The sequence below is a fragment of the Devosia sp. Micro-HW1 genome (assembly GCF_056341075.1).
The window spans coordinates 3,845,306-3,870,011 of the sequence record NZ_CP094375.1; the positions used below are offsets into that span (position 1 = coordinate 3,845,306).

General features: G+C 65.2%; 18 protein-coding genes. 15 read left to right on the top strand and 3 right to left on the bottom strand.

What is annotated here, in order from left to right; all coding sequences use genetic code 11:
• The first annotated feature begins 68 nt into the window (after positions 1–68).
• The 7 genes from MQW79_RS18550 (at position 69) to MQW79_RS18580 (ending at position 8,933) form a co-directional block, all read left to right on the top strand.
• A complete protein-coding gene (locus MQW79_RS18550) occupies positions 69–3,806 on the top strand; it encodes a baseplate multidomain protein megatron (protein ID WP_476586005.1) in 3,738 nt (1,245 codons plus the stop codon).
• On the top strand, positions 3,799–4,542 hold the full coding sequence (locus MQW79_RS18555) for a glycoside hydrolase family 108 protein (protein ID WP_476586006.1): 744 nt from the start codon (positions 3,799–3,801) through the stop codon (positions 4,540–4,542). The genes MQW79_RS18550 and MQW79_RS18555 overlap by 8 nt, the downstream gene beginning before the upstream one ends.
• 76 nt (positions 4,543–4,618) lie before the next feature.
• Positions 4,619–4,918 (top strand): PepSY domain-containing protein, encoded by a 300-nt coding sequence (locus MQW79_RS18560; RefSeq protein ID WP_476586007.1) that lies wholly within the window; start codon positions 4,619–4,621, stop codon positions 4,916–4,918.
• Positions 4,919–4,948: 30 nt separating this feature from the next.
• Positions 4,949–5,608 (top strand): response regulator transcription factor, encoded by a 660-nt coding sequence (locus tag MQW79_RS18565; RefSeq protein ID WP_476586008.1) that lies wholly within the window; start codon positions 4,949–4,951, stop codon positions 5,606–5,608.
• Between the two features lie 5 nt (positions 5,609–5,613).
• A complete protein-coding gene (locus MQW79_RS18570; protein WP_476586009.1) occupies positions 5,614–7,095 on the top strand; it encodes a sensor histidine kinase in 1,482 nt (493 codons plus the stop codon).
• A 62-nt stretch (positions 7,096–7,157) separates the two neighbouring features.
• Complete coding sequence (locus MQW79_RS18575) at positions 7,158–7,631, top strand: RT0821/Lpp0805 family surface protein (protein WP_476586010.1); 474 nt, start codon at positions 7,158–7,160, stop codon at positions 7,629–7,631.
• A gap of 84 nt (positions 7,632–7,715) precedes the next feature.
• Positions 7,716–8,933, top strand: a complete 1,218-nt coding sequence (locus MQW79_RS18580; RefSeq protein WP_476586011.1) for a hypothetical protein — start codon at positions 7,716–7,718, stop codon at positions 8,931–8,933.
• A 6-nt stretch (positions 8,934–8,939) separates the two neighbouring features.
• Here the strand turns inward: MQW79_RS18580 and MQW79_RS18585 are convergent, their stop codons facing one another.
• Together MQW79_RS18585 and MQW79_RS18590 are read right to left on the bottom strand one after the other, a co-directional pair.
• Positions 8,940–10,907 (bottom strand): FAD-dependent oxidoreductase, encoded by a 1,968-nt coding sequence (locus MQW79_RS18585; protein WP_476586012.1) that lies wholly within the window; start codon positions 10,905–10,907, stop codon positions 8,940–8,942.
• On the bottom strand, positions 10,904–11,980 hold the full coding sequence (locus MQW79_RS18590) for a hypothetical protein (protein WP_476586013.1): 1,077 nt from the start codon (positions 11,978–11,980) through the stop codon (positions 10,904–10,906). Before MQW79_RS18590 ends, MQW79_RS18585 begins: the two co-directional genes overlap by 4 nt.
• Positions 11,981–12,085: 105 nt before the next feature.
• Here MQW79_RS18590 and ccmI point away from each other — a divergent pair, with 105 nt between their 5' ends.
• The 8 genes from ccmI to MQW79_RS18630 all read left to right on the top strand — a co-directional run bounded on the left by ccmI (position 12,086) and on the right by MQW79_RS18630 (position 22,879).
• A complete protein-coding gene (ccmI, locus tag MQW79_RS18595; RefSeq protein ID WP_476586014.1) occupies positions 12,086–13,198 on the top strand; it encodes a c-type cytochrome biogenesis protein CcmI in 1,113 nt (370 codons plus the stop codon).
• The gene (gene ccmE, locus MQW79_RS18600) at positions 13,195–13,671 is read left to right on the top strand and encodes a cytochrome c maturation protein CcmE (protein ID WP_476586015.1); all 477 of its coding nucleotides are present in this window, start codon (positions 13,195–13,197) and stop codon (positions 13,669–13,671) included. The genes ccmI and ccmE overlap by 4 nt, the downstream gene beginning before the upstream one ends.
• Positions 13,668–15,641 (top strand): heme lyase CcmF/NrfE family subunit, encoded by a 1,974-nt coding sequence (locus tag MQW79_RS18605; protein WP_476586017.1) that lies wholly within the window; start codon positions 13,668–13,670, stop codon positions 15,639–15,641. The genes ccmE and MQW79_RS18605 overlap by 4 nt, the downstream gene beginning before the upstream one ends.
• On the top strand, positions 15,638–16,096 hold the full coding sequence (locus MQW79_RS18610) for a cytochrome c-type biogenesis protein (RefSeq protein ID WP_476586018.1): 459 nt from the start codon (positions 15,638–15,640) through the stop codon (positions 16,094–16,096). Before MQW79_RS18605 ends, MQW79_RS18610 begins: the two co-directional genes overlap by 4 nt.
• A 164-nt stretch (positions 16,097–16,260) precedes the next feature.
• The gene (locus tag MQW79_RS18615; RefSeq protein WP_476586019.1) at positions 16,261–17,805 is read left to right on the top strand and encodes a Do family serine endopeptidase; all 1,545 of its coding nucleotides are present in this window, start codon (positions 16,261–16,263) and stop codon (positions 17,803–17,805) included.
• Between the two features lie 56 nt (positions 17,806–17,861).
• Positions 17,862–18,533: a winged helix-turn-helix domain-containing protein gene (locus MQW79_RS18620; RefSeq protein WP_476586021.1), complete on the top strand. Its 672-nt coding sequence runs from the start codon at positions 17,862–17,864 to the stop codon at positions 18,531–18,533.
• Between the two features lie 3 nt (positions 18,534–18,536).
• Complete coding sequence (locus tag MQW79_RS18625) at positions 18,537–19,955, top strand: HAMP domain-containing sensor histidine kinase (RefSeq protein WP_476586022.1); 1,419 nt, start codon at positions 18,537–18,539, stop codon at positions 19,953–19,955.
• A 44-nt stretch (positions 19,956–19,999) separates the two neighbouring features.
• Complete coding sequence (locus MQW79_RS18630) at positions 20,000–22,879, top strand: bifunctional [glutamine synthetase] adenylyltransferase/[glutamine synthetase]-adenylyl-L-tyrosine phosphorylase (RefSeq protein WP_476586023.1); 2,880 nt, start codon at positions 20,000–20,002, stop codon at positions 22,877–22,879.
• 2 nt (positions 22,880–22,881) lie between these two features.
• Here the strand turns inward: MQW79_RS18630 and MQW79_RS18635 are convergent, their stop codons facing one another.
• Positions 22,882–24,510 carry a sensor histidine kinase gene (locus MQW79_RS18635; protein WP_476586024.1) on the bottom strand — a complete coding sequence of 543 codons (1,629 nt, stop codon included), beginning with the start codon at positions 24,508–24,510 and terminating at the stop codon, positions 22,882–22,884.
• Between the last annotated feature and the right edge of the window lie 196 nt (positions 24,511–24,706).

A 24,706-nucleotide genomic window follows, 5' to 3' on the forward strand; every position in this document is an offset into this window, starting at 1 on the left:
GCTGGCCCTCGGGTCGAGCCCGAGGGCGGCTCCGTGTGTGTTGCTGCTTCCAAACAAGGATCAAAACAATGGCGACACTGGCGCTTTCGGTGGCGGGGCAGTTTGTTGGCGGCATGGTGGGCGGGCCCATCGGCGCGACGGTCGGGCGGGCGCTGGGCGCGTTGGCGGGTAGCGCGGTCGATAGCTGGATCTTCGGTGGTGCCGAAAAGGCCGAGGCGCCACTGTTCGACGTAAGGCTGGGCTCATCGAGCGAGGGCATGGGCGTGCCGCGCCTTTATGGCTGGGGGCGCCTCAGCGGCAATATCATCTGGGCGCGCGAGCTGCTGCGCCATGTGAGCGAAACGGCCGGGTCCAAGGGCATGGCGCCGGCGGAGGAGACCGAGGAGGTTCTGGCCAGCTTTGCCATCGGCTTCTGCGAAGGGCGGGTGGCGCGGCTGGGGCGTATCTGGGCCGATGGGCAATTGCTCGATACGCGCGGACTGACGCTGCGGTTCTACAACGGCGACGAGGAGCAACTGCCCGATAGCCTGATCGAGGCAGTGCAGGGCGCAGGCAATGCGCCTGCCTGTCGGGGGCTTTGCTACCTGGTCGTGGAGAACCTGCCGCTGAGCCGTTTCGGCAACCGCATCCCGCAACTGTCGGCGGAACTCTGCCGCGTGGTGGGCGACCTGGAGCCCGGCATCAAGGCGATTACCGTTATCCCCGGGGCCACTGAATTTGGCTATGACCCGACGCCGCGTGTGCGTGTGCTGGGGCCGGGTGCAGGTGTCAGCGAGAATGCGCATCTGACGGCCGGGGCCAGCAACTGGACCTGTTCCATGGACGAGTTGCAGGCGCTGTGCCCGAACCTCGAACATGTGGCGCTGGTGGTCAGCTGGTTCGGCTCCGACCTGCGCTGCGGCAGTTGTACCATTGCGCCCAGGGTCGAGGGCAGCGACCGGACCGTTGAGGGCACGAGCTGGAGCGTGGCGGGAATTTCGCGCGGGGCGGCGCAGGTCGTGTCCATGCACAATGGTGGGCCGGCCTATGGCGGCACGCCCTCCGATGCCAGCGTGCTGGCGGCGATTGCCGATCTCAAGGCTCGCGGGCTCAAGGTGACGCTCTACCCGTTCGTGCTGATGGACGTGCCCCACGGGAACACGCTGCCGGACCCGCATGGGGCCAGCGCGCAGGGCGCCTATCCCTGGCGGGGGCGGGTGACCTGTCATCCGGCGCCGGGGCGAGCGGGATCACCGGACGGGACGGCGGCAGCGGCGGTGCAGGTGGCAAGCTTCGTGCCCGGGTACCGGGCGATGGTGCTGCACTATGCCAATCTCGCGGTGGCGGCCGGTGGTGTCGATACGCTGCTGGTCGGCTCGGAAATGGTGGGGCTGACGACGGTGCGGGGCGCTGCCAACAGCTTTCCCTTCGTCGATGCGCTGGTGACGCTGGCGGCCGATGTGAAGGCCATTGTCGGTGCGGGGACTAATCTGACCTATGCGGCTGACTGGACCGAATATTCGGGCTGCCAGGGACCGGCCGGGAAGTTCTTCCACCTCGATCCGCTCTGGGCGTCCCCTCACATCGCGGCGGTGGGGATCGACTGCTATTTCCCATTGGCCGACTGGCGCGACGGCGAAGCTCACGCCGACGTGGCGCTGGCGACGACTGGGCATGAACTGGATTATCTCGCCGGAAACGTTGCGGGGGGCGAGGGCTTCGACTGGTACTATGCCAGCGACGCTGACCGGCGGATGCAGGCCAGGACGCCGATCAACGATGGCGCTTATGGTGAGCCTTGGGTCTGGCGGTTCAAGGATATTGCGAGCTTCTGGAGCCTGCCACATCACAACCGGCCGGGCGGGGTGCGCAGCGCGACACCCACCGCATGGGTGCCGGGTTCGAAGCCTGTCTGGCTTATGGAAGTGGGCTGCGGCGCCGTCGACAAGGGCGCCAACCAGCCCAACATCTTTGGCGACGACAAGAGCGCCGAGGACGGGCTGCCCTATTTCTCGAACGGGACGCCGGATGCACTGATCCAGCGGCAGGTATTGCGGGCGCATCACCGTTACTGGAGCAACCCGGCGAACAATTCTGCCGGCATGGTGGATCCCGAGCGGCTCTATTGCTGGACCTGGGATGCGCGACCTTATCCGGCCTTTCCTGCGCTGGCCGACGTCTGGGCGGATGGGAAGAACCATCCGACGGGGCATTGGCTGACGGGGCGGCTGGGGGCACTGGCCACTGACGAGCTCGCCGGTGCCATCGCCACGGAACACGGCTGTGTGGTCGAGGCGGTGCCGGCGGCGCCGCTGATCGGAGGACTGACCGTATCGGGACCAGGCACGGCGCGCGATGCAATAGAGCCGGTGCTGGAGCTGACGGGGCAGCGGCTCAGGGCGCGCGAAGGGGCGCTGGTGGGCGTGGCGCAGGGGGCTGGGCCGGCTGCTTTTCTTCAACAGGCTCAGCTTGCCGACACGGATGCGCCGGTAGTGGCGCGGCGACGCGGTGCTGCCGCCGAGAAGCCTGGCCGTCTGGGCCTGAGGCACCTGGATCGTGGGCGCGATTATCTCGCGGCGACATCCACTGCCTTGCGACCCGGCGACGGGCCGCTGGTAACGCAGAATCTGCCCGTGGTGCTCGACGGCGCCGGAGCGCGGCTGGCGGCCGAACGTCTGCTCAACGGGCTGGCTTCTGGTGCCGACCGGGTGGAATTCGCTCTGCCATTCAATAGCATGGCGCTGGAACCGGGTGACCGGGTTGAACTCGAGGGCGTGGCTGAGGGGCCGTTTGAGATCACGGAAATCCGCGATGGCGCGGTGCGGCGGATAACGGCCGGACCCGTCATGCGCGGGGATGCCGTGGCCAGCGGTGTCGAGACGGCGCGCGGGGCTTCGCAAGCGCCTGTCCCCCTGGTGACACCGCTGGTCGTGGCGGCGCATCTGCCGCCGCTGCCGGACGATCCGGGCCGCACGCGACTGGTCGTGGGCGCCTTCGCCCATCCATGGCCGGGCGTCATTGGTGTCAGCGATGAGGCAACGGGCGCGACCCTGGCGACGCTGGCACGGCCCGCAGCCATGGGCGAAGTGCTGTCAGCTCTGGCACCAGGGCCGCTTTCGCGCTGGGGCCGTGGACCGGGGCTGGATATCAGCATCCTTGCCGGGCACCTGGCCGATGTCGAGCCGGCAGCGGCGCTGGCCGGCACCAATCGCATTGCAGTGGAGATCGATGCCGGCGGCTGGGAAGTCATTGGCTTTGCCCGTGCCGACCTGATCGCGCCGGGAACTTACCGTCTGACCGGCCTGCTGCGTGGACTGAGTGGTTCTGATGCAGAGATGGGGCCGATATCGGCCGGGCGGAGGGTGCTGGTGCTGGACGGGCGGGGAGCGACGCTGCCGGTCGAAGTGAACTGGATCGGAGAAAGCCGGGCCTTGCGCTTTGCAGGAAGCAATGCGGCCGGACAAGTGGTTACGGTGGCGCTGGGGCCGGGGCCGGCATTGCCCCTTGCACCTGCGCATCTGCGGGCGACGCGCCAGGGCGATGGTTCGATCACGCTCACCTGGATCCGCCGCAGCCGCTCCGACGCCGATGGCTGGGGGGTGGCCGAGCCGGCGCTGGAGCATGTTCCGGAGGCTTGGCGGGTGCAGATCTCTGACGGCAGCACGCTGGTGCGAACACTGGCTTCGGGCAGCGCGACCCTGAGCTATGGCGCCGCAGAACAAGGCTTGGATTTCGGCGGACCGGCCCCGGCTTTCACCTTCTCGGTGCGGCAGGTCAGTCCAATTCTGGGTGAGGGGCATGCGGCCACGGGGGCATTCAATGGCTGATGGACGCTTTGAGACCTGTCTTGCCCATGTCCTGCGACATGAGGGCGGCTATGTGGATCACCCGGCCGACCCGGGCGGCGCGACAAATATGGGGATCACCCACAAGACCCTGGCACGGTGGCGAAACGTGTCGCCTTGGTGGGACCTGCCGAAGACGGCCGTGCGTGACCTCACGCATGGCGAAGCGGGACGGATTTACCGGGGGCTCTACTGGAATGCCTGCCGGGCAGGGGACCTGCCTCCGGGAATCGATCTCGCGGTCTTCGACTACGCGGTCAATTCCGGTCCTGACCGGGCGATCCGCACCCTGCAATCTGTGCTGGGCGTGGTCGTCGACGGGCAGGTGGGGCCTTTGACGCTGGCGGCCGCGCGCAGGGCCGATGCCCCAAGGACAATCAACGCGATCTGCGACCGGCGGCTTGGATTTTTGAAGGCGCTCAAGACATTTCCGACCTTCGGGCGCGGCTGGACAAGCCGTGTCGCTGCAGTCCGGGCAGCGGCGCTGGCCGCGGCCCCCACTACAGTTTTGACCTCTAGAGGAGAAGAAACCATGGATATCCTTGCCGGATACAAGACCTATATCGTCGCCGCCTTCATGCTGCTTGCGGGACTGGCGCAAATACTGGGCGTGGACCTGCCGGCGCTCGATGGCGGTTCGGCGGGCAATCTGATGCTCGAAGCACTGGCCATCCTGTTCCTGCGCAAGGGGCTGAAGGGTGATATCGGCAGGGCGTGAGCGCAATCTTGTGAATTGCAGATGGGCTCTGCCTCATTCATGTCCCATTCAGTTTGCAGGCGCTATTGATCGGATCATGAAAAAGAACGCTCCAAAACCCTCGGCCGTAATGGCCCTTGCCCTGGCTCTCGTGCTGGCTCTGGCCGGTATTGGCGGAGCCCAGGCCCAGGCTTGCCTCGACAAGCGGCAGATCCAGGAGGCGGTGTCCTCCGGACAGATCATGTCGCTCGACAGCGTTCTGGCGCAGGCCGGTGTGCCTGCCGAGAGCGAAATCCTCAACGTTCAGGTGTGTGACGAAGGCGGCGTGCTGGTATATGTTATCGGCGTGTTGAGCCCGGACGGTCAGGCGCAGAACCTGACCTTGAACGCTCAATAGCAACAGCAGCAGGCTTGGTGGGGGGCGTTCATGCGCGTACTGGTTGTTGAAGACGACAGCAATCTCAATCGGCAACTCAAGGATGCGCTCACGGAGGCCGGCTATGCGGTCGACGTTGCCTTCGATGGCGAAGAGGGCCATTTCCTCGGCGATACCGAGCCCTATGACACGATCATCCTCGACATTGGCCTGCCACAGATGGATGGCCTGTCGGTGCTGGAAGAGTGGCGCCGCGCCGGTCGGACGACGCCGGTGCTGCTGCTGACGGCGCGTGATCGCTGGAGCGACAAGGTGCAGGGGATCGACGCGGGCGCCGACGATTACGTGGCCAAGCCCTTTCACATGGAAGAAGTGCTGGCCCGTGTGCGCGCCCTCGTGCGCCGAGCCGCCGGTCACGCCAGCAACGAAATTGTCTGTGGCGCGGTGCGGCTCGACGCCCGCTCGGGCAAGGTTACGGTCGATGGGCAATCGGTGAAGCTGACCAGCCACGAATTGCGGCTCTTGAGCTACCTGATGCATCACAAGGGCAAGGTCATTTCCCGCACCGAACTCACCGAGCATCTCTACGACCAGGACTTCGACCGCGATAGCAACACGATCGAAGTGTTCGTGGGGCGGCTGCGCAAGAAACTGCCGGATGACTGTATCCAGACCGTCCGCGGGCTGGGTTATCAGATCATCGGCGACTGACAACCTTGGCGCTGACCAAAGACCCCGGCAAGGGCAACCCCGAAAACGGGCAGGCTTCTGCCACCCCGGCGCAGGGAGCAGCAGAGACTGCGCGCGGCCCCTTCGCGATGTTGCGCAAGGGCTCGATCGCCGCTTCGATGTTCTGGCTGTCGGCCGCCTGGCTGGTGCTGGCGCTGGTGACAACAGGCATTCTGCTGACCGATCTCTATTCCCGCACGCTCGACACGACCCTCACCGAAACACTCGACTTCCACGTCGAGAGCCTGACCGGTGCGCTGCTCGAGGCGGGTGATCCGCAATCCCCGGAGATTGCCCTTGCCGATCCGCGGTTCGAGCGCCCGCGCTCGGGCTGGTATTGGATTATTCACGATGACGAAGGGGCGCTGATCAACCTCTCCACGTCTGTGGTCGGTATCGACCTGCCGGGTCTCGATACCGAGGCCGATGCGTTTGGGCGCAGCTCTGCCATTATCACCGACGCATTCGGCACCCAGTTGCGGGTCGTGCAACGGGTCGTCACGCTCGACGAACAGCGTTACCGCATCACGGTTTCAGGCAATCTCACAGAGATACTGGAACTGGTGTCCGAGTTCCGCGGCCAGACCTTCATCGTGCTGGGGGCGGTGGGGGTCATGCTGGCAGCAATGAGTGCCTTCGTGGCGCGCATCGCCCTGCGCCCGATCGCCCGGCTCAGCGCGGCGGTGGAAGCGGTGCGCGAAGGCGACAGCGCCGAAGTGTCCGGCACGTATCCAACGGAAATTGCGCCACTGGCCGAAGAGGTCAACGAACTTCTGCGCTCCAACACGCAGATCATCGAAAGGGCCCGCAACCAGGTGGGCAACCTGGCCCACGGCCTCAAGACGCCGATCGCCGTGCTGCGCAACGAGGCCGCAGCGCGCAAGGGCGCCCTGGCCGACGTCGTCTCATCCGAGACCGAGAAGATGAGCAACATGGTCTCCAACTATCTCGAGCGGGCGCGGCTGGCGGCCCGCACCTCGGTGGTGGGCAAGAAGGCCGACGCGACCATGATCATGCTCCGCCTGACGCGGGTAATGCGCAAGATCCACCCCAATGTCACAATTGCCTTCCAGCGCCCGGACGCATCGCTGCCCTGGTTCCGCGGCGACGAGGCGGATCTCGAGGAAATGGCCGGCAACCTTCTCGACAATGCCTGCAAGTGGTCCAAGGGCCAGGTGGGTGTGCGCCTTTCGGCTGAGCGCGGCGACAAGGGCACCCAGCTTCTGGTGCGCATTGACGACAATGGGCCCGGATTGAGCGAGGCCGACGCGCAAAAAGTGTTGCGCCGGGGCGTCAGACTCGATGAGAAGACTCCTGGCACCGGCTTGGGACTGGATATCGTCAAGGAACTGGTCGATGTGTACGGCGGGAGCCTGGAGCTGAAACGCTCGCAGCTTGGCGGGCTCCTGGTGGAATTGCGCCTTCCGACGGCACGCCTTGGTGGGCTTGTGCGTCCCCAAGGGAACTGACGCACTTTCGCCGCATTGCGACCACAAGAACCGATTGACTGCATGTAGAGGCCAACAGATCCATGACTCGCTCTTCGCTTATCGCCCTGCCGCTTATTGCCCTGCTCCTGGCGGGTTGTTCGAGCACCGGAACGGGGCAGGTGGCTCAGGCGCCGGTGGTGACGCAGCCGGTCATCGCACAGCCCATGGTGCCGACCTCGGCCCAGACCGTGCAGACGGCCAAGCTGACCACCAGCATTGCCAATGGCTTCGTCGACCCGGCCGCCCTGGCCGTGATGACCGCCAAGGATTCCAACGAAGCCAACAGTGCCCAGTTCTACGCCTTGCAGTTCGGCCGCCCGGGCGCTCCGCGCCAGTGGGCCGGCGACAAGGGCACGACCGGTTCGGTGGCTGTCGGTCCCTATGTGCGCGTCAACAATCTCGACTGTCGCGACTTCACCCATACCGTCAAGGTCGGCGGCACGGACTATGTGAAGAAGGGTACCGCCTGCCGCGAGCAGAACGGCAACTGGAACGTCGTGCAGGGCGCAGCCTGAGGCACACCTTCGGGCCTGGGCAAAGGATTGTTTACCAGGCCCATATAGGGTCATGGATGACGATCATCCTGGCCTGTTGAGTATATGAACCAGCCCGCAACCAGCTCCCAAGCTGCCGCGCCCCAGTCGGCGCGGCCCGCTGCCCGTAGCGCCACGGTCGTTCGCCGGCCGTTTTGCGGCCTGATCGATCCCATTCTGGTCAATGAGCCTGTGCTGTTTGCGCTCTCCGGTTCGGTGAGTGTCGAGGCAGCCAATGCCGCCTGGATCTGGGTCGTTCGCGACCTCTGTCCGACGCTGATTTCAGCCGAGGGCGTCTCCAATGGCAGTTTCCGCGCGGCCGATCTCGAGCCCCTGATGGGTGACGTGCTGGCCCGCATGAAGGCGGCGCTCGAAAAAGTCGACAGCGACACCGAGGCCATGCGCCGCTGGCGCGCCCAGTTCGGACGGGACAATGCCCGCGAGGAGACCAGCGTGGTCATGGCGGCGTTGCGGGCCCGCGCCCTGCTGCCCAAGGCGCAGGGCTTCGGCAAGGCCGTGAACACCATGACCGATGATGCCGCGCTCGGAACGGCCCTGCAGGCCATGCCGCTGCAGGATCCGCAGCTGGCAGCGCTGATGTTCCAGGCGGCCGTTGGGCAGATGGCCAACCCGTCGCGGCTCGTTTCCACCGTGGTCAAGCTCACCGGCAACGCCACCGAGGCTGCCATTGTGCGCAACGGCTTTGCGCCCCTGATCGACGCCATTCTGGGGCAGGCCCAGAACCAGCTGCGCCACTTGCAGCTTGTCGGGCCATTCGCCGACATCGACATGGTTTGCCGCAGTCTCGACCGCTTCCACCGGCTCGTGCGGTCGCTGACCGGCTATATTGAATTCGCCCGTGGCAGCCGGACCACGCAGGTTCTCGCTGGTATCACCAAGGCCGTGTCCGACCGGGTGGAGCCGCGTCTCAAGGAAGTGGTGACCGACCTCAACCAGGCAATGCGCCGTCCCCGTGAAGGGGTCGACCGCCTTGATGAGGATCGGATGCTGGGCGCCATCAATGGCATCTACCTGCTTTCCGCAGTGCGGGACTGCCGGGATTCCCTGGCGCTCAACGCCGTATTCGACCAGGCCTGGAGTCAGGCGGGGCAGGCGCTGGAATTGCATATCCAGCGCAATCTCGACCTGATGCGGCAGCATCCGGGCGATCCAACGACCGGCGCGCGTCTCGACGCCGCCATCAAGATGGCTGAAATCCGCTTCAACCCCGAATATGCCGAGACGCTGAAGCGCGCCCGGGCCACGGCGGAACGCCGCGCCTGATCGGCGTCAGATCGCCTGGATACGGGCCTGCGCGACCCCCTTATCGCGAATGGTGACCGGCATGCCGGCCGAGCAGACCTGTGCTGCTACAAGGCCATACGTCCCCTCCGCCGTTTCCTGCAGCACCACGCCCACGGAATCGCGCGGGTGGTGTGCATCGGCGCTGCGATAGATCAGGGCCCCGGCAGCAAAGCTGCGCGTTTCCGTCGGCACCAGGCGCACGACCTGGGCCCCCCGCCCATATCGACCGCGCAACCAGGGCGGCACATCGGCAGAGGCGAGCTCGGCTTCGGCGGCTGGCGGCAGCTCCTGCGACCGCGACAGTGGCACCAGCGCAACGCGCTCCTGCGCCACAATGCCTGCTGCCGACTGCGGGATCAGACCAAGATCGACGCCAGCGGAAACGTCACAGACGGCGAGCGGCTGCGGGGCCTCGGACAGGACGAGCAGGCCAGTCTTGCGCCGATGCCGGAACGGCAGGCGCCAGCCACTGCGGCTCGGCGCCGGGCGTTGCAACAGGCCAAGTCCGGCGTCGAGGAAGGTCGGCGCAGAGCCCGCGTTCAATCCGGCAACGCTGGCGGCCGTATCGGGCGATTCAAACAGAGGGTCGATCGTCGGGTCGTCGACACCCTTGCGGTTGCGGCCCAGCATGGCATCGATGGCGTCGGCGCCACTCTGGATGCAGCCACGGCGCGTGTGGTAGCCGGCGACGCTGCCCGCCAGGCCGATGCTTTCGAGCTGCCCCACTGCTTCAAGACGGTGCCGCCCGTGATGCCACTGACTGCTACCTCCGGCGATATGCCAGAGAGTCAGATCCGGCTGCCAGCCGCCGCAGACCAGCAGGCGCTCGGTAACCATCGGTGCGGTGTCGCTCCGGTTGACTGTGACCGCCAGGGTGCCTCCGGCCCGCGCAACCTCGGCGGCGACCGGCGCGGTGCCGGGTGACTGCACGATGCCATAGGCGCGGGAGAATTCGATGAAGCGTGACGCCGGCTGCGCCCTGTTGTCGAAGATGCGGCCGATGGCAATGCCGGCATCGCTGGCCAGCATGGCAAGGCGATAGGCCGGGCTGCTGGTGGTCGCGACCAGTGCGGCCTGCCCGGGCCAGACGCCATATCGGGTCGCCAGTTCATAGCCATCGAGCGTGCCGATGACGCCCGGCAGGCGATTGCCAGCAAAGATCGGCAGGCGTTCGATCGTCCCGGTGGCCAGGATGATGCGTGGCGCGGCGATGTCGATGACGCGGCCTTCCGCAAGGCCCGACTGCATATCGACCTGATGGCCGCGGGCCAGGCCAGGCCGGATGGAAAACACGCGTGTCGAGGTCAGGGTGGTGATGGCGTCGTGGGCGGTAACGTCGGCGGCAAGGCGTGCCATGCTCTCGTCCGGCCGATCCTCGCCTTCCTGCGAGCCGAAGAGTCCGGAATGACCACCCAGATATGGATTGGCCTCGGCCAGAATGACCGAAAGGCCGGCTCTGGCGCCGGCCAGCGCTGCCGAAAGCCCCGCGACGCCGCCGCCCACCACCAGCAGGTCCGCTGACGGTCCGGGAATGCCGGCTACCGTTCGCCAGGGGCGGTCGAGAGCATGCTGGTCGTCGAGCAACAGGCCCAGACTGCGCCCGGGCTGGAACAGACGGGCCAGGGGGCCGGGACGGCGGCCACCCAGGGTCACGTATTCGGCCCCATCCCGCGCCAGGGTCCGCGCCATGGGCAGGGCCCGTTGCGGGTCGCCGGCGAGGCTGGAATGGCTGATGGCCGGATTGGCGCGCAGGGTCAGGCCGATGGGGCTTTTGCGATAGACGCCCAGCGTGTCGATGCCCGAAGCGAGGGCCGCGCTGAGGACGGTATCGCCCACAAAGCCGGAAATGATCCGTCCATCGAGACGGAAACGGATCGGCTGGCTGCGGTCGATCGCCGAGCCGGCCATGCCCTTGGTTGCATTTGCGGGCAGACGATTGAGCTGCGGCCTCATGCGGGCACTCCCTGCGCGCCGGGAGCATAGTCTTCCACCGGCGCCGTCTTGCCCGTCCGGTTGATGAGGCGCGCACCGAACCAGGCGACTTCGGCCGGAGAGGCGGTGCCGGACAGCCAGCGCGCGAGGGCCGGAGCGATAAAGGCGCCGCTGCATCCGGTCGCGGCAACCACATCGGCGCCAACGCCTCCGACGCGCCCGAAGGCGGGGGCGCCATCGAGCGATTGCAGCGCCTGGAAACCGGTCTGCCCGGCGAATTCGACCCGGCGGTTTTGCCCCAAAAGGGTCAGCAGCCTGGCCGGGAAATCGCCCATGTCGCCCGCGCCGAAGGCCGCAATGCCGCCCTCGGTCTGCTGTGTCAGCACAGTGCCGGAATCGAATTGCATCATGATGCTGGCGGCCAGAGGCTGCGTCGGCGTGGTCAGGATGCTGGTAAAGTGCTGCCGGCGCAGCAGCGGCGGCCACTGGCGCAAGGGCAGCCAGGAAATGACTGCGTCGTCATCCGCCAGCACGGCCTGATTGGCCTGATAGGCGACGCCGCCAAAAAGGATTTCCGTCTGTCCATCCGCGGCAATCGTCACCTTCTGCGCGCCGACCCGGACGACGCGGTGCCGATCAAGCCACTCGCCGACCCCCGCCTCGAAATTGGGGCGATTGATGCGCAGGGCATCACGCATGATCACGCCAAGGCGGCCCTCACCCAACAGCGACGGCGCGACCGGCTCGACCGCGACACCAAAGCCTTGCGCCATGTGATGGACATGCGACAGGGCGATGCGGTGATGCGGGGAGCCGGCGAAAAAAATCGGATCGACATGGCTCAGTGCGCTCCGGCCGGCAACGCGCGTGATCAGCTTCGAGGCCTCGGGCAGCGTGTGGGTCAGCAGCGCCCAGCTTTCCGGCCGAGTGATCGGGGCGACCGAAAGGTCGATGCCACGGACGAGGCGATAGCCTGCCTGGCCTTCGCCAACGAGGATGATCCTGCGGCCATGGACGCCCGCCAGGAGCCCGGCCAGCAACTGTGCTAGCGGCGTGGCGCCGAAAATGGCAAAGTCGAACGGTCTTTCGCTCATGCGGCAAATAGGCCCGCGACCACAGGCCCCTGTGGCAATGCGTCCCTGCCGTTCAACTCGGTTTTAGTGGTTTTTCGCCGCATTCGGCTTATAGAGGACCTTGCCTTGCCACGCCTGGCAGTCAAGCGTTTGGGGCCCATGATTTTCTGGTCGATCGCCATTGCCGTTACCGCCATTGCCTGCGCCGCACTGTTCTATGCGGCAGCGGGTCGAACGGTCAACGCGCCTGCTCCCGAAATGACTGATCGGGATGAGCATTTTCGTTTGCTTCTGGCCGGAATCGCGGCCGACGAGCAGGCGGGCAAGCTCGATTCCGCCCAGGCCCTTGCAGCACGTGGCGAACTGGCGCGCGAACTGCTCCGCAGCAAGGCCGAGTCCGTTCCCGAAAAGCCCAATGAACTGGGGCGCGCGCAACTGCTGATCGGGATTGCGGCCGTAGCCGCGCTGAGCCTTGGCCTCTATGCGGTCCTGGGGCGCCCCGACTTGCCCAGCCTGCCGCTGGCGGAGCGGCCCGAGATTGTCGCGCAGAATCTCGATCTTGAGCAGGCGGTCGCCATGATCGAGGCTCGCCTGGCCGAGACCCCGGACGACCTTCGGGGTTGGCAGGTTGTGGCTCCCACCTATGTCGAGCTCGGGCGCTATTCCGATGCGGTCAATGCCTACAGGCAGGTGATTTCCCTGTCCGAACCGACGGCCGAATTGCAGACGGAACTTGCCGAGGCTCTCCTGCTCGAGGCCGGCGGCGCTGGCAGCGACGAGGCCATGGGTCTGCTTCGCCAGGCCGCTGACGCGGACCCGAACCACGTGCTTTCGCGCCTCTATCTCGCCGCCGAACTGATGCGTGCTGAAAGCTATGACGAGGCCGCTGTCTATTGGCAGGCGGCCATCGACCTTGCCAATGGCGACGAGCCATGGCTGCAGGCCGCCACGCAGGGTCTTGCTGTTGCCCTCAATGACGGTGTCGATACCTCGGCTCAGGACCAGGCGGACATGATCCAGGGCATGGTCGGAGGCCTTGCTGAACGCCTTTATGCCGATGGCGGAAGTGTCGAAGAATGGACCCAGCTTGTGCGTTCCTATGTGGTGCTCAATGATCTGGACAATGCCCAGCGCGCCTATGATGCCGCCGTCGCTGCCTATCCGGCCATGTTCGACCGCGGTGAACTCGATACGCTCGCTCTGGCTGCAGGCCTGACGCTCAACGGAGACAGCCAATGACAATGCCGGCCAATTCCCGACGCAAGGGACTCAACCGCAAGCAGAAGCGTCTCGCCGTCATTGCCGGTCTCGCCGTCGTCCTCGCCATCGCCACGACGCTCGTGCTGACGGCCCTGCGCGACCAGATCGTGTTTTTCTATTCGCCCAGCGACGTGATCACCCGTGAGGTCGCCATTGGCCAGCAGATCCGCCTCGGTGGCCTGGTCAAGGAGGGCAGCTGGACCCGCCAGGGTCAGGACAACACCTTTGTCATCACCGATGGCGGTGACGAAATCGTCGCGCACTATACCGGCATCCTGCCCGATCTGTTCCGGGAAGGGCAGGGCGTCGTGGCCGAAGGCAGCATGGGAACGGATGGCCGTTTCGAGGCCAAGACCGTGCTGGCCAAGCATGATGAGAACTATGTGCCCAAGGAAGTCGTTGATGCCCTGAAGGCACAGGGGGAATGGCGACCGGAGACTGCTGCACAGTGAGCATCGAACTCGGACACTTTGCGCTCATACTTGCTTTTGCCATTGCCTGCGTTTCGGCGCTGGGCGGGCTGCTGCTCTGGCAGCGCGGCGAAAAGTTGGCCGCAGTCCTGGCACAGGCGTCGATCCTGCAATTCGTGCTCGTCGCAGTGGCCTTCATCGCCATCGTCCAGGCCTTCGTCACCTCCGATTTCAGCCTGGCGCTGGCGGCCAACAATTCCCACTCGCTCAAGCCGCTGATCTTCAAGATTTCCGGTGTCTGGGGCAATCACGAAGGCTCGATGCTGCTCTGGGTGCTGATCCTGGTGCTGTTCGGGGCGCTGGTTGCCGCTTTCGGCCGTCGCCTGCCTGCTGACCTCAGCAATCTGGTGCTGGGCACGCAGAGCCTGCTGACCGCCGCCTTTGCCGGCTTCACCCTGTTCACCTCCAATCCGTTCGAGCGCATGATACCCGCGCCGCTGGAGGGTTCGGACCTGAATCCGATCCTGCAGGATGTTGGTCTCGCCATTCATCCGCCGCTGCTCTATGCGGGCTATGTCGGCTTCTCCATCTGCTTCTCCTTCGCCATCGCGGCGCTGGTTTCGGGCCGCATTGATCAGGCCTGGGCGCGCTGGGTGCGTCCCTGGACCATGCTGAGCTGGACCTTCCTGACCCTGGGCATAGCCATGGGGTCCTACTGGGCCTATTACGAACTTGGCTGGGGCGGATGGTGGTTCTGGGATCCGGTCGAAAATGCCAGCTTCATGCCCTGGTTGGCGGGCACGGCGCTCCTGCATTCGGCGCTGGTCATGGAAAAGCGCAATGCGCTCAAGATCTGGACGATCTTCCTTTCGATCATCACCTTTTCGCTGTCGCTGCTGGGCACATTCCTGGTGCGCTCGGGCATCCTGACATCGGTCCATACCTTTGCCAGCGACCCTACGCGCGGCCTCGTCATCCTGACCATGCTGGCCATCCTGATCGGCGGCGCCTTCCTGCTTTTTGCCATCCGCTCTCCCTCCCTGCGGCAGGGCGGCCTGTTTGCCCCGATCAGCCGCGAGGGCGCGCTGATCCTCAACAACCTGTTCCTTGCGACGGCTGTGGGCGCGGTGCTGGTTGGCACGCTCTATCCGCTGGTCCTCGACGCCCTGACCGGCACCACCATCTCGGTCGGCGCGCCGTTCTTCAATTTCACCTTCGGGGCCCTGATGGCGCCGTTGCTGCTGGTGCTGCCTTTCGGCCCGCTGCTGGCCTGGAAGCGTGCGGATCTGGTGGCCGCCGGGCAGCGCCTGATGGGCTTTGCCGCGCTGGCCGTGTTCCTCGCGATCCTGATTTCTGCCCTTGGCGGCGTTTCCATCTCCATGGTGCCCTTCGGGCTGCTGCTCGGCTTCTGGGTGACGCTTGGGTCGATTGCCGAGCTGATCGAGCGCAGCCGCCTGGGGCGCATCCCGTTCGGCGACAGCCTGCGCCGGCTCGCCGGCCTGCCGCGCTCCATCTGGTCCACGGCCATCGGCCATATGGGTCTTGGGCTGACCGTGCTTGGCATTGTTGCCGTCTCCGCCTGGGAGACCGAACTGGTCACCACGCTCAATCCGGGCGAGACGGCCGAGCTTTCCGGCTACAAGATCAGTTTTGACAGTTTCGACCAGGTGCCCGGCGCCAATTATATGGCCGATACCGGCAACTTCATCGTCACCAGCCCCGGCGGCGGCACGGCGACGCTGCATGCCGAACGCCGCACCTATGTGGCGAGCGGTACGCCGACGACCGAAGCGGCCATCCAGACCTATGGCTTGTCCCAGCTCTACCTGCAGCTCGGCGAGCCGCTGGAAAACACCCACGTCATCCGCGTCTGGTACAAGCCCTACATCCTGCTGATCTGGATCGGTACGCTGGTCATGGCCGGGGCAGGGGTCCTGTCGCTGACCGATCGACGGTTGCGCGTCGGCGCGCCGCAACGCGCCCGCAAGCCTCAGCCGGAGGCCGCCGAATGAATCTGCGCGCCCTGATCCTCTCTGTCCTGCTGGTGCTGTCGCCCGTGGCGATGGCCGTCGGGCCCGATGAAATTCTGCCCGACGCGGCTCTGGAACAGCGGGCGCGCGATATTTCGGCGGGCCTTCGCTGCCTCGTCTGCCAGAACCAGTCCATCGATGACAGCGATGCCGATCTGGCGCGCGACCTGCGCGTCCTGGTGCGCGAACGGCTGGTGGCGGGGGACAGCAATGCCGAGGTCGAGCAATATGTGGTCGACCGCTATGGCGAATATGTGCTGCTCAACCCGCGGCTCGGCGCCCATACGATCCTGCTCTGGGCCGCTGCGCCCATCCTGTTGCTGGGCGGTCTCGTGGCGCTGCTCCTGGCGCGTCGCCGCAACCCTGCGCCCGTCGCGCCCGCAGGCCTCGCGTCGGAAGAACAGGCGGCCCTGGACGCCCTCACGAAAGACCGCTGACAGCTGTAGCGGGAGTGTTCTAAGGCGGAAATCCGGCCATTTGCGCCACAATTCCGCCTGCAACATTGCCAAAGCTTAATCTTGGCGCAACTTCATAGAAAGGCGCGTCGTTCCATACGTATCACCACAAGCTGTTGAGAGCTTTACGAAGGAGATACGTTCCCATGCGTTCGACTGTTCTTTCGCGTACCAGTCGCTGGTTGGGCGCTTCCGCCCTGGCCCTGCTGGTTGGCATCGGTGGCGTTTCCACCGCATTTGTCATGTCCGGCCAGGCAGCCAATGCCCAGGTGCAGAACGCCGCACAGATCGTGGTGCCGCAAACTTCGGTGCAGCAGGGCTTTGCCGACCTCGTCGAAGCCGTAAAGCCGGCCGTGGTGTCCATTCTGGTGGAAGCCGAGGCGCCGGACCGTCAGATCCAGGGTGGCGGCCGAGACTTCAATTTTGAGTTCAATTTCCCTGATCTCCCCGAGAACCACCCCTTCCGTGACTTCTTCGACCAGTTCGGTCCCAACGGTCCTGGTGGCCAGGGCGGGCAGGGCGGCGACGCCCAACGTCCACGCCAGTTCATGGCAGCCGGTTCGGGCTTCATCATTTCGGCTGACGGCTATGTCGTCACCAACAACCACGTCGTGTCCGATGCCACCAAGGTAACCGTGGTGTTCGAGGACGGCTCCGAGCAGGTTGCTGAAATCGTCGGTACCGACGAGCGCACCGACCTTGCCGTGCTCAAGATCGAGGGTGAAGACCTGCCCTTCGTGACCTTTGAGGATGAAGCCAGCCGCGTGGGCGACTGGGTGGTTGCCGTGGGCAATCCCTTCGGCCTCGGCGGCACTGTCACCGTCGGCGTCATTTCCGGCGCAGGCCGCGATATTGGCGGCTCCAGCTATGGCGACTTCCTGCAGATCGACGCTGCCGTGAATACCGGCAATTCCGGCGGACCGGCCTTCAACGTCAACGGTGAAGTGGTTGGCGTGAACACTGCCATCTATTCGCCGACTGGCGGCAATGTCGGCATCGCCTTTGCCATTCCCGCCCATACGGTCAAGAACATCGTCGATCAGCTGGTCAGCGACGGCACTGTGACCCGCGGCTATCTGGGCGTCTCGATCCAGGACGTCAGCAAGGACATTGCCGACAGCGTGGGCCTGCCCAGCGCCAAGGGTGCCATTGTTCGTGAGCCGACCGAGGATGGTCCTGCCGGTGCTGCCGGCGTGCAGTCGGGCGATATCATCACCGCAGTCGATGGCGAGCCGATTGACGATGCGCTCGACCTCAGCCGCACCATTGCCAGCAAGTCGCCCGACTCGACCGTCGAGCTGACCATCTGGCGTGATGGCGCCGAAACGACGATCTCGGTTCAGCTCCAGCAGCTCGACGAGACCGCTGCCGCCGAAGAACCCGCCGAGCCGACCCCGCCGGAAGCCGTTCCGGAAGCCGCCACCAGCCTGGGCATGTCGCTCGTGCCCAATGGTGACGGTTCGGGTGGTCTCCTGGTCCAGGACGTCGAGGGCGATAGCCTCGCTGCCCAGCGCGGTTTTGCCACCGGTGACGTGATCGAGGAAGTCGACAACAAGCCGGTTTCGTCGGCCGCCGACTTCGACGCCGCTGTACAGGCGGTGCAGGATCGTGGCCTCAATACGGTCCTGATCAAGGTGTCCCGCGACGGCGAATCCCGCTTCGTTGGTCTGCCGATCGAACAAGCTGAATAACGTGCATCGGCCCCGGGGCATTGCTCCGGGGCCAATTTCAAGACGGAGCGTCAGACGTGAAAATCCTGCTGATCGAAGACGACCGCGAAGCGGCGAGTTATCTCGTCCAGGCCCTCGACGAAGCCGGTCACGTCACCCACCATGCCGCCGACGGCGAAACGGGCTACGCCATGGCCTCGGGCATGGACTATGACGTTTTGATTGTCGACCGCATGCTCCCGCGTCGCGATGGCCTGTCCATTGTCGAGAGCCTGCGGGCCGAAGACGACAAGACCCCGGTGCTGATCCTGTCTGCCCTCGGTGAAGTCGACGACCGGGTGACCGGCCTGCGCGCCGGTGGCGACGATTACCTGACCAAACCCTATGCCTTTACCGAGCTTCTGGCCCGCGTCGAAGTGCTCGCCCGCCGCTCGAGCCCGGCCGAGGCCGCCACCAGCTATGCCGTGGGTGACCTGTCGCTGGACCGATTGAGCCGCAAGGTCGAACGCGACGGCGAGAACATCCTGCTCCAGCCACGCGAATTCCGCCTGCTCGAATATCTCATGAAGAATGCCGGCAAGGTCGTCACCCGCACCATGCTGCTTGAAAATGTCTGGGACTATCACTTCGACCCGCAGACCAACGTCATCGACGTCCACATGTCGCGCCTGCGCTCGAAGATCGACAAGGGTCATGCCAATCCGCTGCTGCATACCGTGCGCGGCGCAGGCTACATGATCCGGGAGTAGGTCGTGAGCCGTTTCGCGCAGGTCTGGCGGACTTCCACCGTCCGCCTGACCGCCACCTTCATCGCCATTTTCGTTATCTTTGCCATCCTGCTGATGGGCTTTATCGGCTGGCAGTCGAGCGTACAGATCCAGCGCCAGCAGGCGGACGATATCGATCGCGAGATCCGCCAGTTCGAGCGCATCGAGGCCCGTCAGGGCGTGCGTGCACTCGCCTTTGCCTTCAATCGGACTGCCTCGCAGCCCGGGCCGGGCATCTATTATCTTGGCGATGCGACCGGCCAGTACCTGCTCGGCAACGTCACCGACGTCCCCGTGGAAGTGGTGATCAATCCTGGGGTCTACAGCTTCGACTATGAGCGCCCCAACCCTCTGGGCGACAGTGTCGATGCAGAGGACCCGCGTCCGGAGCGCCAGCGCGAAGGCGTTGCCGTGGTACGTTCCGTCGAGCTCGACAATGGCATGCGCCTCGTCGTGGGACGCGACGTCGTCGAGCGGCGCGGCTATTCGGCCATCATCCTTCAGAGTTTCCTCGTGGGCGTGGTCGGGATCATCCTGTTCTCGCTGGTCGCTGGCGGCATCACCGCGCGCCGCGTTCTCAAGCGGATCGACACGATCCAGCAGACCTCGACCAAGATCATGTCGGGCAATCTCAGCGAACGCGTGCCAGTGACGCGGCGCAATGACGAGTTTGACGCGCTGGCCACAAATCTCAATGCCATGCTCGACCGTATTGAGCAGTTGTTGCAGGGCCTCAAGGAGGTCACCGACAATGTGGCGCATGATCTCAAGACGCCGCTGACCCGATTGCGCAATCAGGCCGAGGCCGCGCTGCGTGATACCGCCAGCGAAGAGACCCGTGAGAATGCGCTTGAAACCGTGATTGTCGAGAGCGACCGCCTGATCCGGACCTTCAATGCCCTGTTGATGATCGCGCGCGTCGAGGCGGGTGCGCCTTCCGGCGCGCTGTCCGAGATCAATGTCAGCGATATCGTCACCGACGTTGCCGAACTCTACGGCCCGGTCGCCGAAGACGAGGGCATCATGGTTGAAACCCGCGTAGAGCCCGGTGTGATGCTGAGGGCAAATCGGGAGCTGGTGGGCCAGGCTATGGTCAATCTGCTCGAAAACGCCGTCAAATATGCCAGGCCTGAAAGCGGCGATGGCGGTCATGTCGATGTCGATCTGCGGCGTGCCAACGGCCGGGTGCGCATCGTGGTCGCCGATAACGGTCCGGGCATTCCCGAGGTCGATCGCAATCGGGTGCTCGAACGGTTCGTGCGGCTTGAAAAGAGCCGCTCGGAACCGGGCTCCGGGCTTGGCCTGTCACTGGTCAATGCGGTGGCGCGGCTGCATGGCGGTACGCTCACGCTAGAGGATAACGGCCCCGGCGTGCGTGCGGTCATCGAGTTGCCATTGGCCTGAACCCCCGCCTTGCCCGGGCCACGGGGCCGCGCTATGGCTCAAAAATGAGCACCATTCTCGCGCCCCTGCCGCAAGTCGATCATCCCCGTTTCGATGGCCTCGTAGCCGAGCTGCCGGCTCCCGAGGGCGCGGCGCTGAAAGCGCAGGCGGGCCTGCTGGGGCCGCTGCTGGAGGAGGCGCCCTACCTCTTCGACCTGGCGCGTGAGCATGGCCAATGGCTGGTCGCCGCCTTGGAGCAGGGCCCCGACGAGGCCTTCGCTGCCTTGCTGGCCGAGGTGGCCCATGCCGGCAAGACTGCTGATGAACCCGCTGTGGCTTCCATGCTGCGCCGGGCCAAGGGCCGCACAGCGCTTCTTGCCGCGGTGGCCGAAACCGGCGGGGCATGGACGACGGCTCGCGCCACCGAGGCGCTGTCCGACCTCGCAGATGCCGCGCTGGAAGCCGCCATGGACCTGCTCATGCGGCAGGCCTTCGACAAGGGGCAACTGGTGCTGGAGCGGGGGCAGGCGACGGCGGCCAATTGTGGGCTCGCCATCTTCGCCCTGGGCAAGCATGGCGGGCGGGAGCTCAACTACTCTTCCGACATCGACATCGTCGCCTTTTTCGATCCGCAGAAGGAGGTGTTGGCAGATCCCTCCGAAGCGACGAAAATCTATTCGCGCATGGTGCAGAAGCTGGTCGGCCTCATGGAGGACCGGCAGGTCGGCGGCTATGTGTTCCGCACCGACCTGCGGCTGCGCCCCGATCCCGGCTCGACCCCGGTCGCCATATCCTTCGATGCAGCCCTGGCCTATTACGAAGTGCGCGGCCAGAACTGGGAACGCGCCGCCTGGATCAAGGCGCGCCCCTGTGCCGGCGACAGGCAAGTCGGTGAGGCCTTCATCAAGGAGCTGGCGCCCTATGTCTGGCGCAAGCACCTTGATTTCGCGACCATTGCCGACATCCAGGCGATGAAGCGCCAGATCAACGTCTCCAAGAAGGTCGGCGACATCCGGGTCGAGGGTCACAATGTGAAGCTCGGGCGCGGCGGCATCCGCGAGATCGAATTCTTCGCCCAGACCCAGCAATTGATCGCCGGTGGGCGCGACAAGGCCTTGCGCGTGCGGCCTACCTCGCAGGCTCTTGCAGCTCTGGCTGAGGCGAACTGGATCAGCGACAAGACGGCCCGCGAGCTGACCGAGACCTACTGGTTCCTCCGCGCCGTGGAAAATCGCCTGCAGATGCTGCGCGACGAGCAGACCCATATCATGCCCGATACGCCCGAAGAGGTGGCGGTCATTGGAAGGCTGATGGGCGAGGCCGACCTGGCCACGTTCGAAAAAACCTATCGTGCCGCCCTTGAGCGGGTGGCCCGCTACTATGCCGAACTCTTCACCGAGGGAGAGACGCTGGGGTCGGGCGAGGGCAACCTGGTCTTTACCGGCAGCGACGACGATCCGGGCACGCTCGAAACGCTCACCGCAATGGGCTTTGCCGATGCGCACAAGGCCATAGAGACGGTTCGCAAGTGGCACTATGGCTCCTATGCTGCCACCCGCACCGCGGCGGCACGCGCGCACCTCACCGAGCTTTTGCCGGCGCTGCTGCTGACTTTTGGCCGTGCCGGCAATGCCGACGCGGCCATGGCCCATTTTGACGACTTCCTCTCGCGCCTGCCAGGCGGCGTGCAGCTCTTCGCGCTCCTGCGCAATCACGAGCAGTTGCGCACGCTGCTCGTGCAGTTCATGGCCTCGGCGCCGCGCATGTCCGAGGCGGTCATTCACCGCGCCCATGTCATGGATGGGCTGATCGATCCGGCCTTCGCCAATGATGTGACACATCGCGACGTGCTGGTAGGCAAGGTCGATGCCTTCCTGGCCGATGCGCGCTCGTATGAAGAGCTGATCGACCGGGCCCGCATCATCGGTCAGGAGCAGAAATTCCTGGTCGCGGCGGGCCTGCTTTCCGGCACGGTCTCGGCGCAGGGTGCGGCCGAGCAGTTCACCGCCCTGGCCGAGACCTTGCTGCACCGGCTGTTCGACAAGGTGCAGGCCGAGTTTGCCATCCGTCACGGTCACATTCCCGGGGCCGAGGTGGCGCTGCTCGCCTTTGGCAAGATGGCGAGCCGGGAGATGACCTACACGTCCGATCTCGATTTCATTCTTCTCTACGATGCGGCGGATACGGAATCCGATGGTGAGCGGCCTCTCTCGACCTCGCACTACTTCGCCCGGCTGACTCAGCGTCTGGTGTCAGCCGTGTCGGCGCCGACGGCAGAGGGTGTGCTCTACGAGGCCGACATGCGCCTGCGGCCTTCGGGCAATTCGGGCCCGCTGGCCACGAGCCTTGGCGGCTTCCGCGCCTATCACAAGGACAATGCCTGGACCTGGGAACACCTGGCCCTGAGCCGCGCACGGGTCATTGCTGCCACCGGGGACCTCGGGCGCAAGGTGGATGAGGAAATCGCGGAGGTTATGTCACGCCCGCGCGACGTCGCCAGGACCATCGAGGATGTGGTGTCGATGCGCACCCTGATGGCGCGCGAACGCAAGCCCCGCCATGCCTTTGACCTGAAGCTGGCTTCAGGTGGCCTGGTCGATCTCGAATTTCTCGCCCAGTCTGCACAACTGGTGGCAGGCGCGACCGTCGCCCTGCCGCAGGCGCCCACGGCACAGGTCCTGGCCCGGCTGGGGCAGGTCGGCCTCGTGCCATCAGGCCAGCGCCTGGCCGAAATCCACAATGTCTATTCGACGGCTCTGCAGGTGATGAGCTCGGCGCTGGTCAGCCCGTTCAAGGAAGAGGCCTGGACCCCGGCCTTCAAGGACCTCCTGGCACATCTCTGCAACTATCCCGATTTCGGGCGGCTGGAACTCGACATTGCGCAGATGCAGCTCGAGGTGCAGGCCGCAACCGAGGACTGGTACGCCAAGGCAGCGGGGCTTTAGCCCTAGGCCGCGATCAGCTCGGCGGCTGCGGGTTCGATGGGCAGGGTGATGGCGACCGTCGTGCCCAAGGCAGGGCTGGAATCGATGGCCATGCGCCCGCCGCTGAGTTCGGCAATGGCGCGCGCAATCGATATGCCGAGGCCCGGACCGGCGCCTTCACGCGTGAAGGTGGCGTCACCGAGTGCGAAGGGCTGGCTGAGGCTGGCAAGGCGCTCTTCATTCATGCCGATGCCGGTATCGGTGACTTCGATGACGACACCATCCTCGGCAGCAAAGCCCGCCAGCGTCACCTGGCCGCCGGCCTGAGTGAAGCGCATGGCATTGTCCACGATATTTCCGGCCATGCGCACCAGCGCCAGCCTGTCGCCGCGCAGCACCGCGCCGGTCGGCTTGCCGGTCCTGAGGCGGATTCCGGCGCGCTGGGCCTGGCCCTGGAAGCGCTGCGCCACGGCGCCGAGCACTTCATCGAGCAGGACCGGGTCCTGGCGCAGCGCCTTGCTGCCGTTCTCAAGCTCTGCCAGATCGAGGATCGTCGCGAAGGACGAGAGCAGATGCTCGCCCGATTTCTTGATGGTCTCGATGTATTCGGCGTAGCGCGCGTCGCCCAGCGGCCCATAGGTCTGGTGCTGCATCAATTCGGCAAAGCCGATGATGTGGTTGAGCGGCGTGCGGATATCGTGGCTGAGATGGGCGAGGAAATTGGTCTTGGCGCGGCTGGCGGCCTCGGCTTTGAGTTTTTCCTCGTGATAGCGCCGGGCCAGCTGGCGCTGCTCGTTGCGGATCGAATGCAGCAGGGCGTCGGTGCGGCGGGTCTCGGTAATGTCGGAGACGAGTGTCATGAAGGCCCCGTCGCCCAGCGGCCGCTCGTCGATCTGCAGTACCGTCCCGTCTTCGCAGTGGAGTTCGAGCAGGCGCATATTGTGATCTTCGCGCACCATCTTCATGTAGCCGCCGGAGATGAGCCGGCTGACGGCCTGATGATAGCTGAGCTTCATATCGCTCAGATCCAGGCGGCGGCGATATTGTTCATTGCAGACAATGAGTTGGCCATTGCCGGTCCAGCAGGCGAGGCCCATCGGGATAGCGGCCGCGAGCTGGCTGTAGCTGTCGCGCTGCTGGGAATCCGGCATGCTTCCGCGTCGGCGGCGCGAGGAGCCGAGGGTGAGCAGGCCCGCCAAAGCGAAGGCTGCGGCGCCACGCCCGGCAATGTCGGCGAGGGCGGCGCGCGGTGCCGCTGAAATGGTGAGGTCACCATGGGCGCCGGCAGGAAAGGTCAACGCCAGCGGCGCGTAGTGGCTGTTGTCGGTGCCCGAAAGGCTGGCCTGGGCGACATCGCCGAGCAGGATTGCCGAGGAAATGAGGGCTTCTGATGCCTGGTCCGGGCTGCGCGAGGAAAGCTCGGATGCCAGACTTTTGCCAATAATTGCAAGGTCTTGGCGAATTCCGGTGAAGGTGTGGGCCACGTCATAGGCGACAAACAGGGTGGCCGAAAGGAAGGCGGTGGCCGCGATGACGGCGGATGTGCGCGTGAAGCGCCAGGTGGCGTCTGAAGATTTCGTCCGGTTTTCGTTCTTCCCTAGGCCGACGCGGAATCCGAGTGCGCCGGCGCCGGAAACCTCCGACGACCGCATGAAATTCTCCATTCTTGTAAAGACTTAGCCCCGAGCCGAACCGCTCTTAACAAGGTATGAATCAGGTCGCCCCTGATTGTCCAGAGCGCCTTTCAGGCGCAAATCCATCGAATGGGAAAAAGCAGAGTCGGCAGAATCACTTAGGGGGAAGAAAAAATTCTTCCAAAATGCTGACACCGGGCCCCGGCAGGCCACC

Bases quoted from the DNA above. Each gene is read 5' to 3' on its own strand.
- MQW79_RS18585 (WP_476586012.1), bottom strand. From the start codon at position 10,907: ATGAGGCCGCAGCTCAATCGTCTGCCCGCAAATGCAACCAAGGGCATG.
- MQW79_RS18580 (WP_476586011.1), top strand. From the start codon at position 7,716: ATGAACCAGCCCGCAACCAGCTCCCAAGCTGCCGCGCCCCAGTCGGCG.
- MQW79_RS18610 (WP_476586018.1), top strand. From the start codon at position 15,638: ATGAATCTGCGCGCCCTGATCCTCTCTGTCCTGCTGGTGCTGTCGCCC.
- MQW79_RS18565 (WP_476586008.1), top strand. From the start codon at position 4,949: ATGCGCGTACTGGTTGTTGAAGACGACAGCAATCTCAATCGGCAACTC.
- MQW79_RS18550 (WP_476586005.1), top strand. From the start codon at position 69: ATGGCGACACTGGCGCTTTCGGTGGCGGGGCAGTTTGTTGGCGGCATG.
- ccmE (WP_476586015.1), top strand. From the start codon at position 13,195: ATGACAATGCCGGCCAATTCCCGACGCAAGGGACTCAACCGCAAGCAG.
- MQW79_RS18635 (WP_476586024.1), bottom strand. From the start codon at position 24,510: ATGCGGTCGTCGGAGGTTTCCGGCGCCGGCGCACTCGGATTCCGCGTC.
- MQW79_RS18615 (WP_476586019.1), top strand. From the start codon at position 16,261: ATGCGTTCGACTGTTCTTTCGCGTACCAGTCGCTGGTTGGGCGCTTCC.
- MQW79_RS18630 (WP_476586023.1), top strand. From the start codon at position 20,000: ATGAGCACCATTCTCGCGCCCCTGCCGCAAGTCGATCATCCCCGTTTC.
- MQW79_RS18560 (WP_476586007.1), top strand. From the start codon at position 4,619: ATGAAAAAGAACGCTCCAAAACCCTCGGCCGTAATGGCCCTTGCCCTG.
- MQW79_RS18555 (WP_476586006.1), top strand. From the start codon at position 3,799: ATGGCTGATGGACGCTTTGAGACCTGTCTTGCCCATGTCCTGCGACAT.
- MQW79_RS18575 (WP_476586010.1), top strand. From the start codon at position 7,158: ATGACTCGCTCTTCGCTTATCGCCCTGCCGCTTATTGCCCTGCTCCTG.
- MQW79_RS18590 (WP_476586013.1), bottom strand. From the start codon at position 11,980: ATGAGCGAAAGACCGTTCGACTTTGCCATTTTCGGCGCCACGCCGCTA.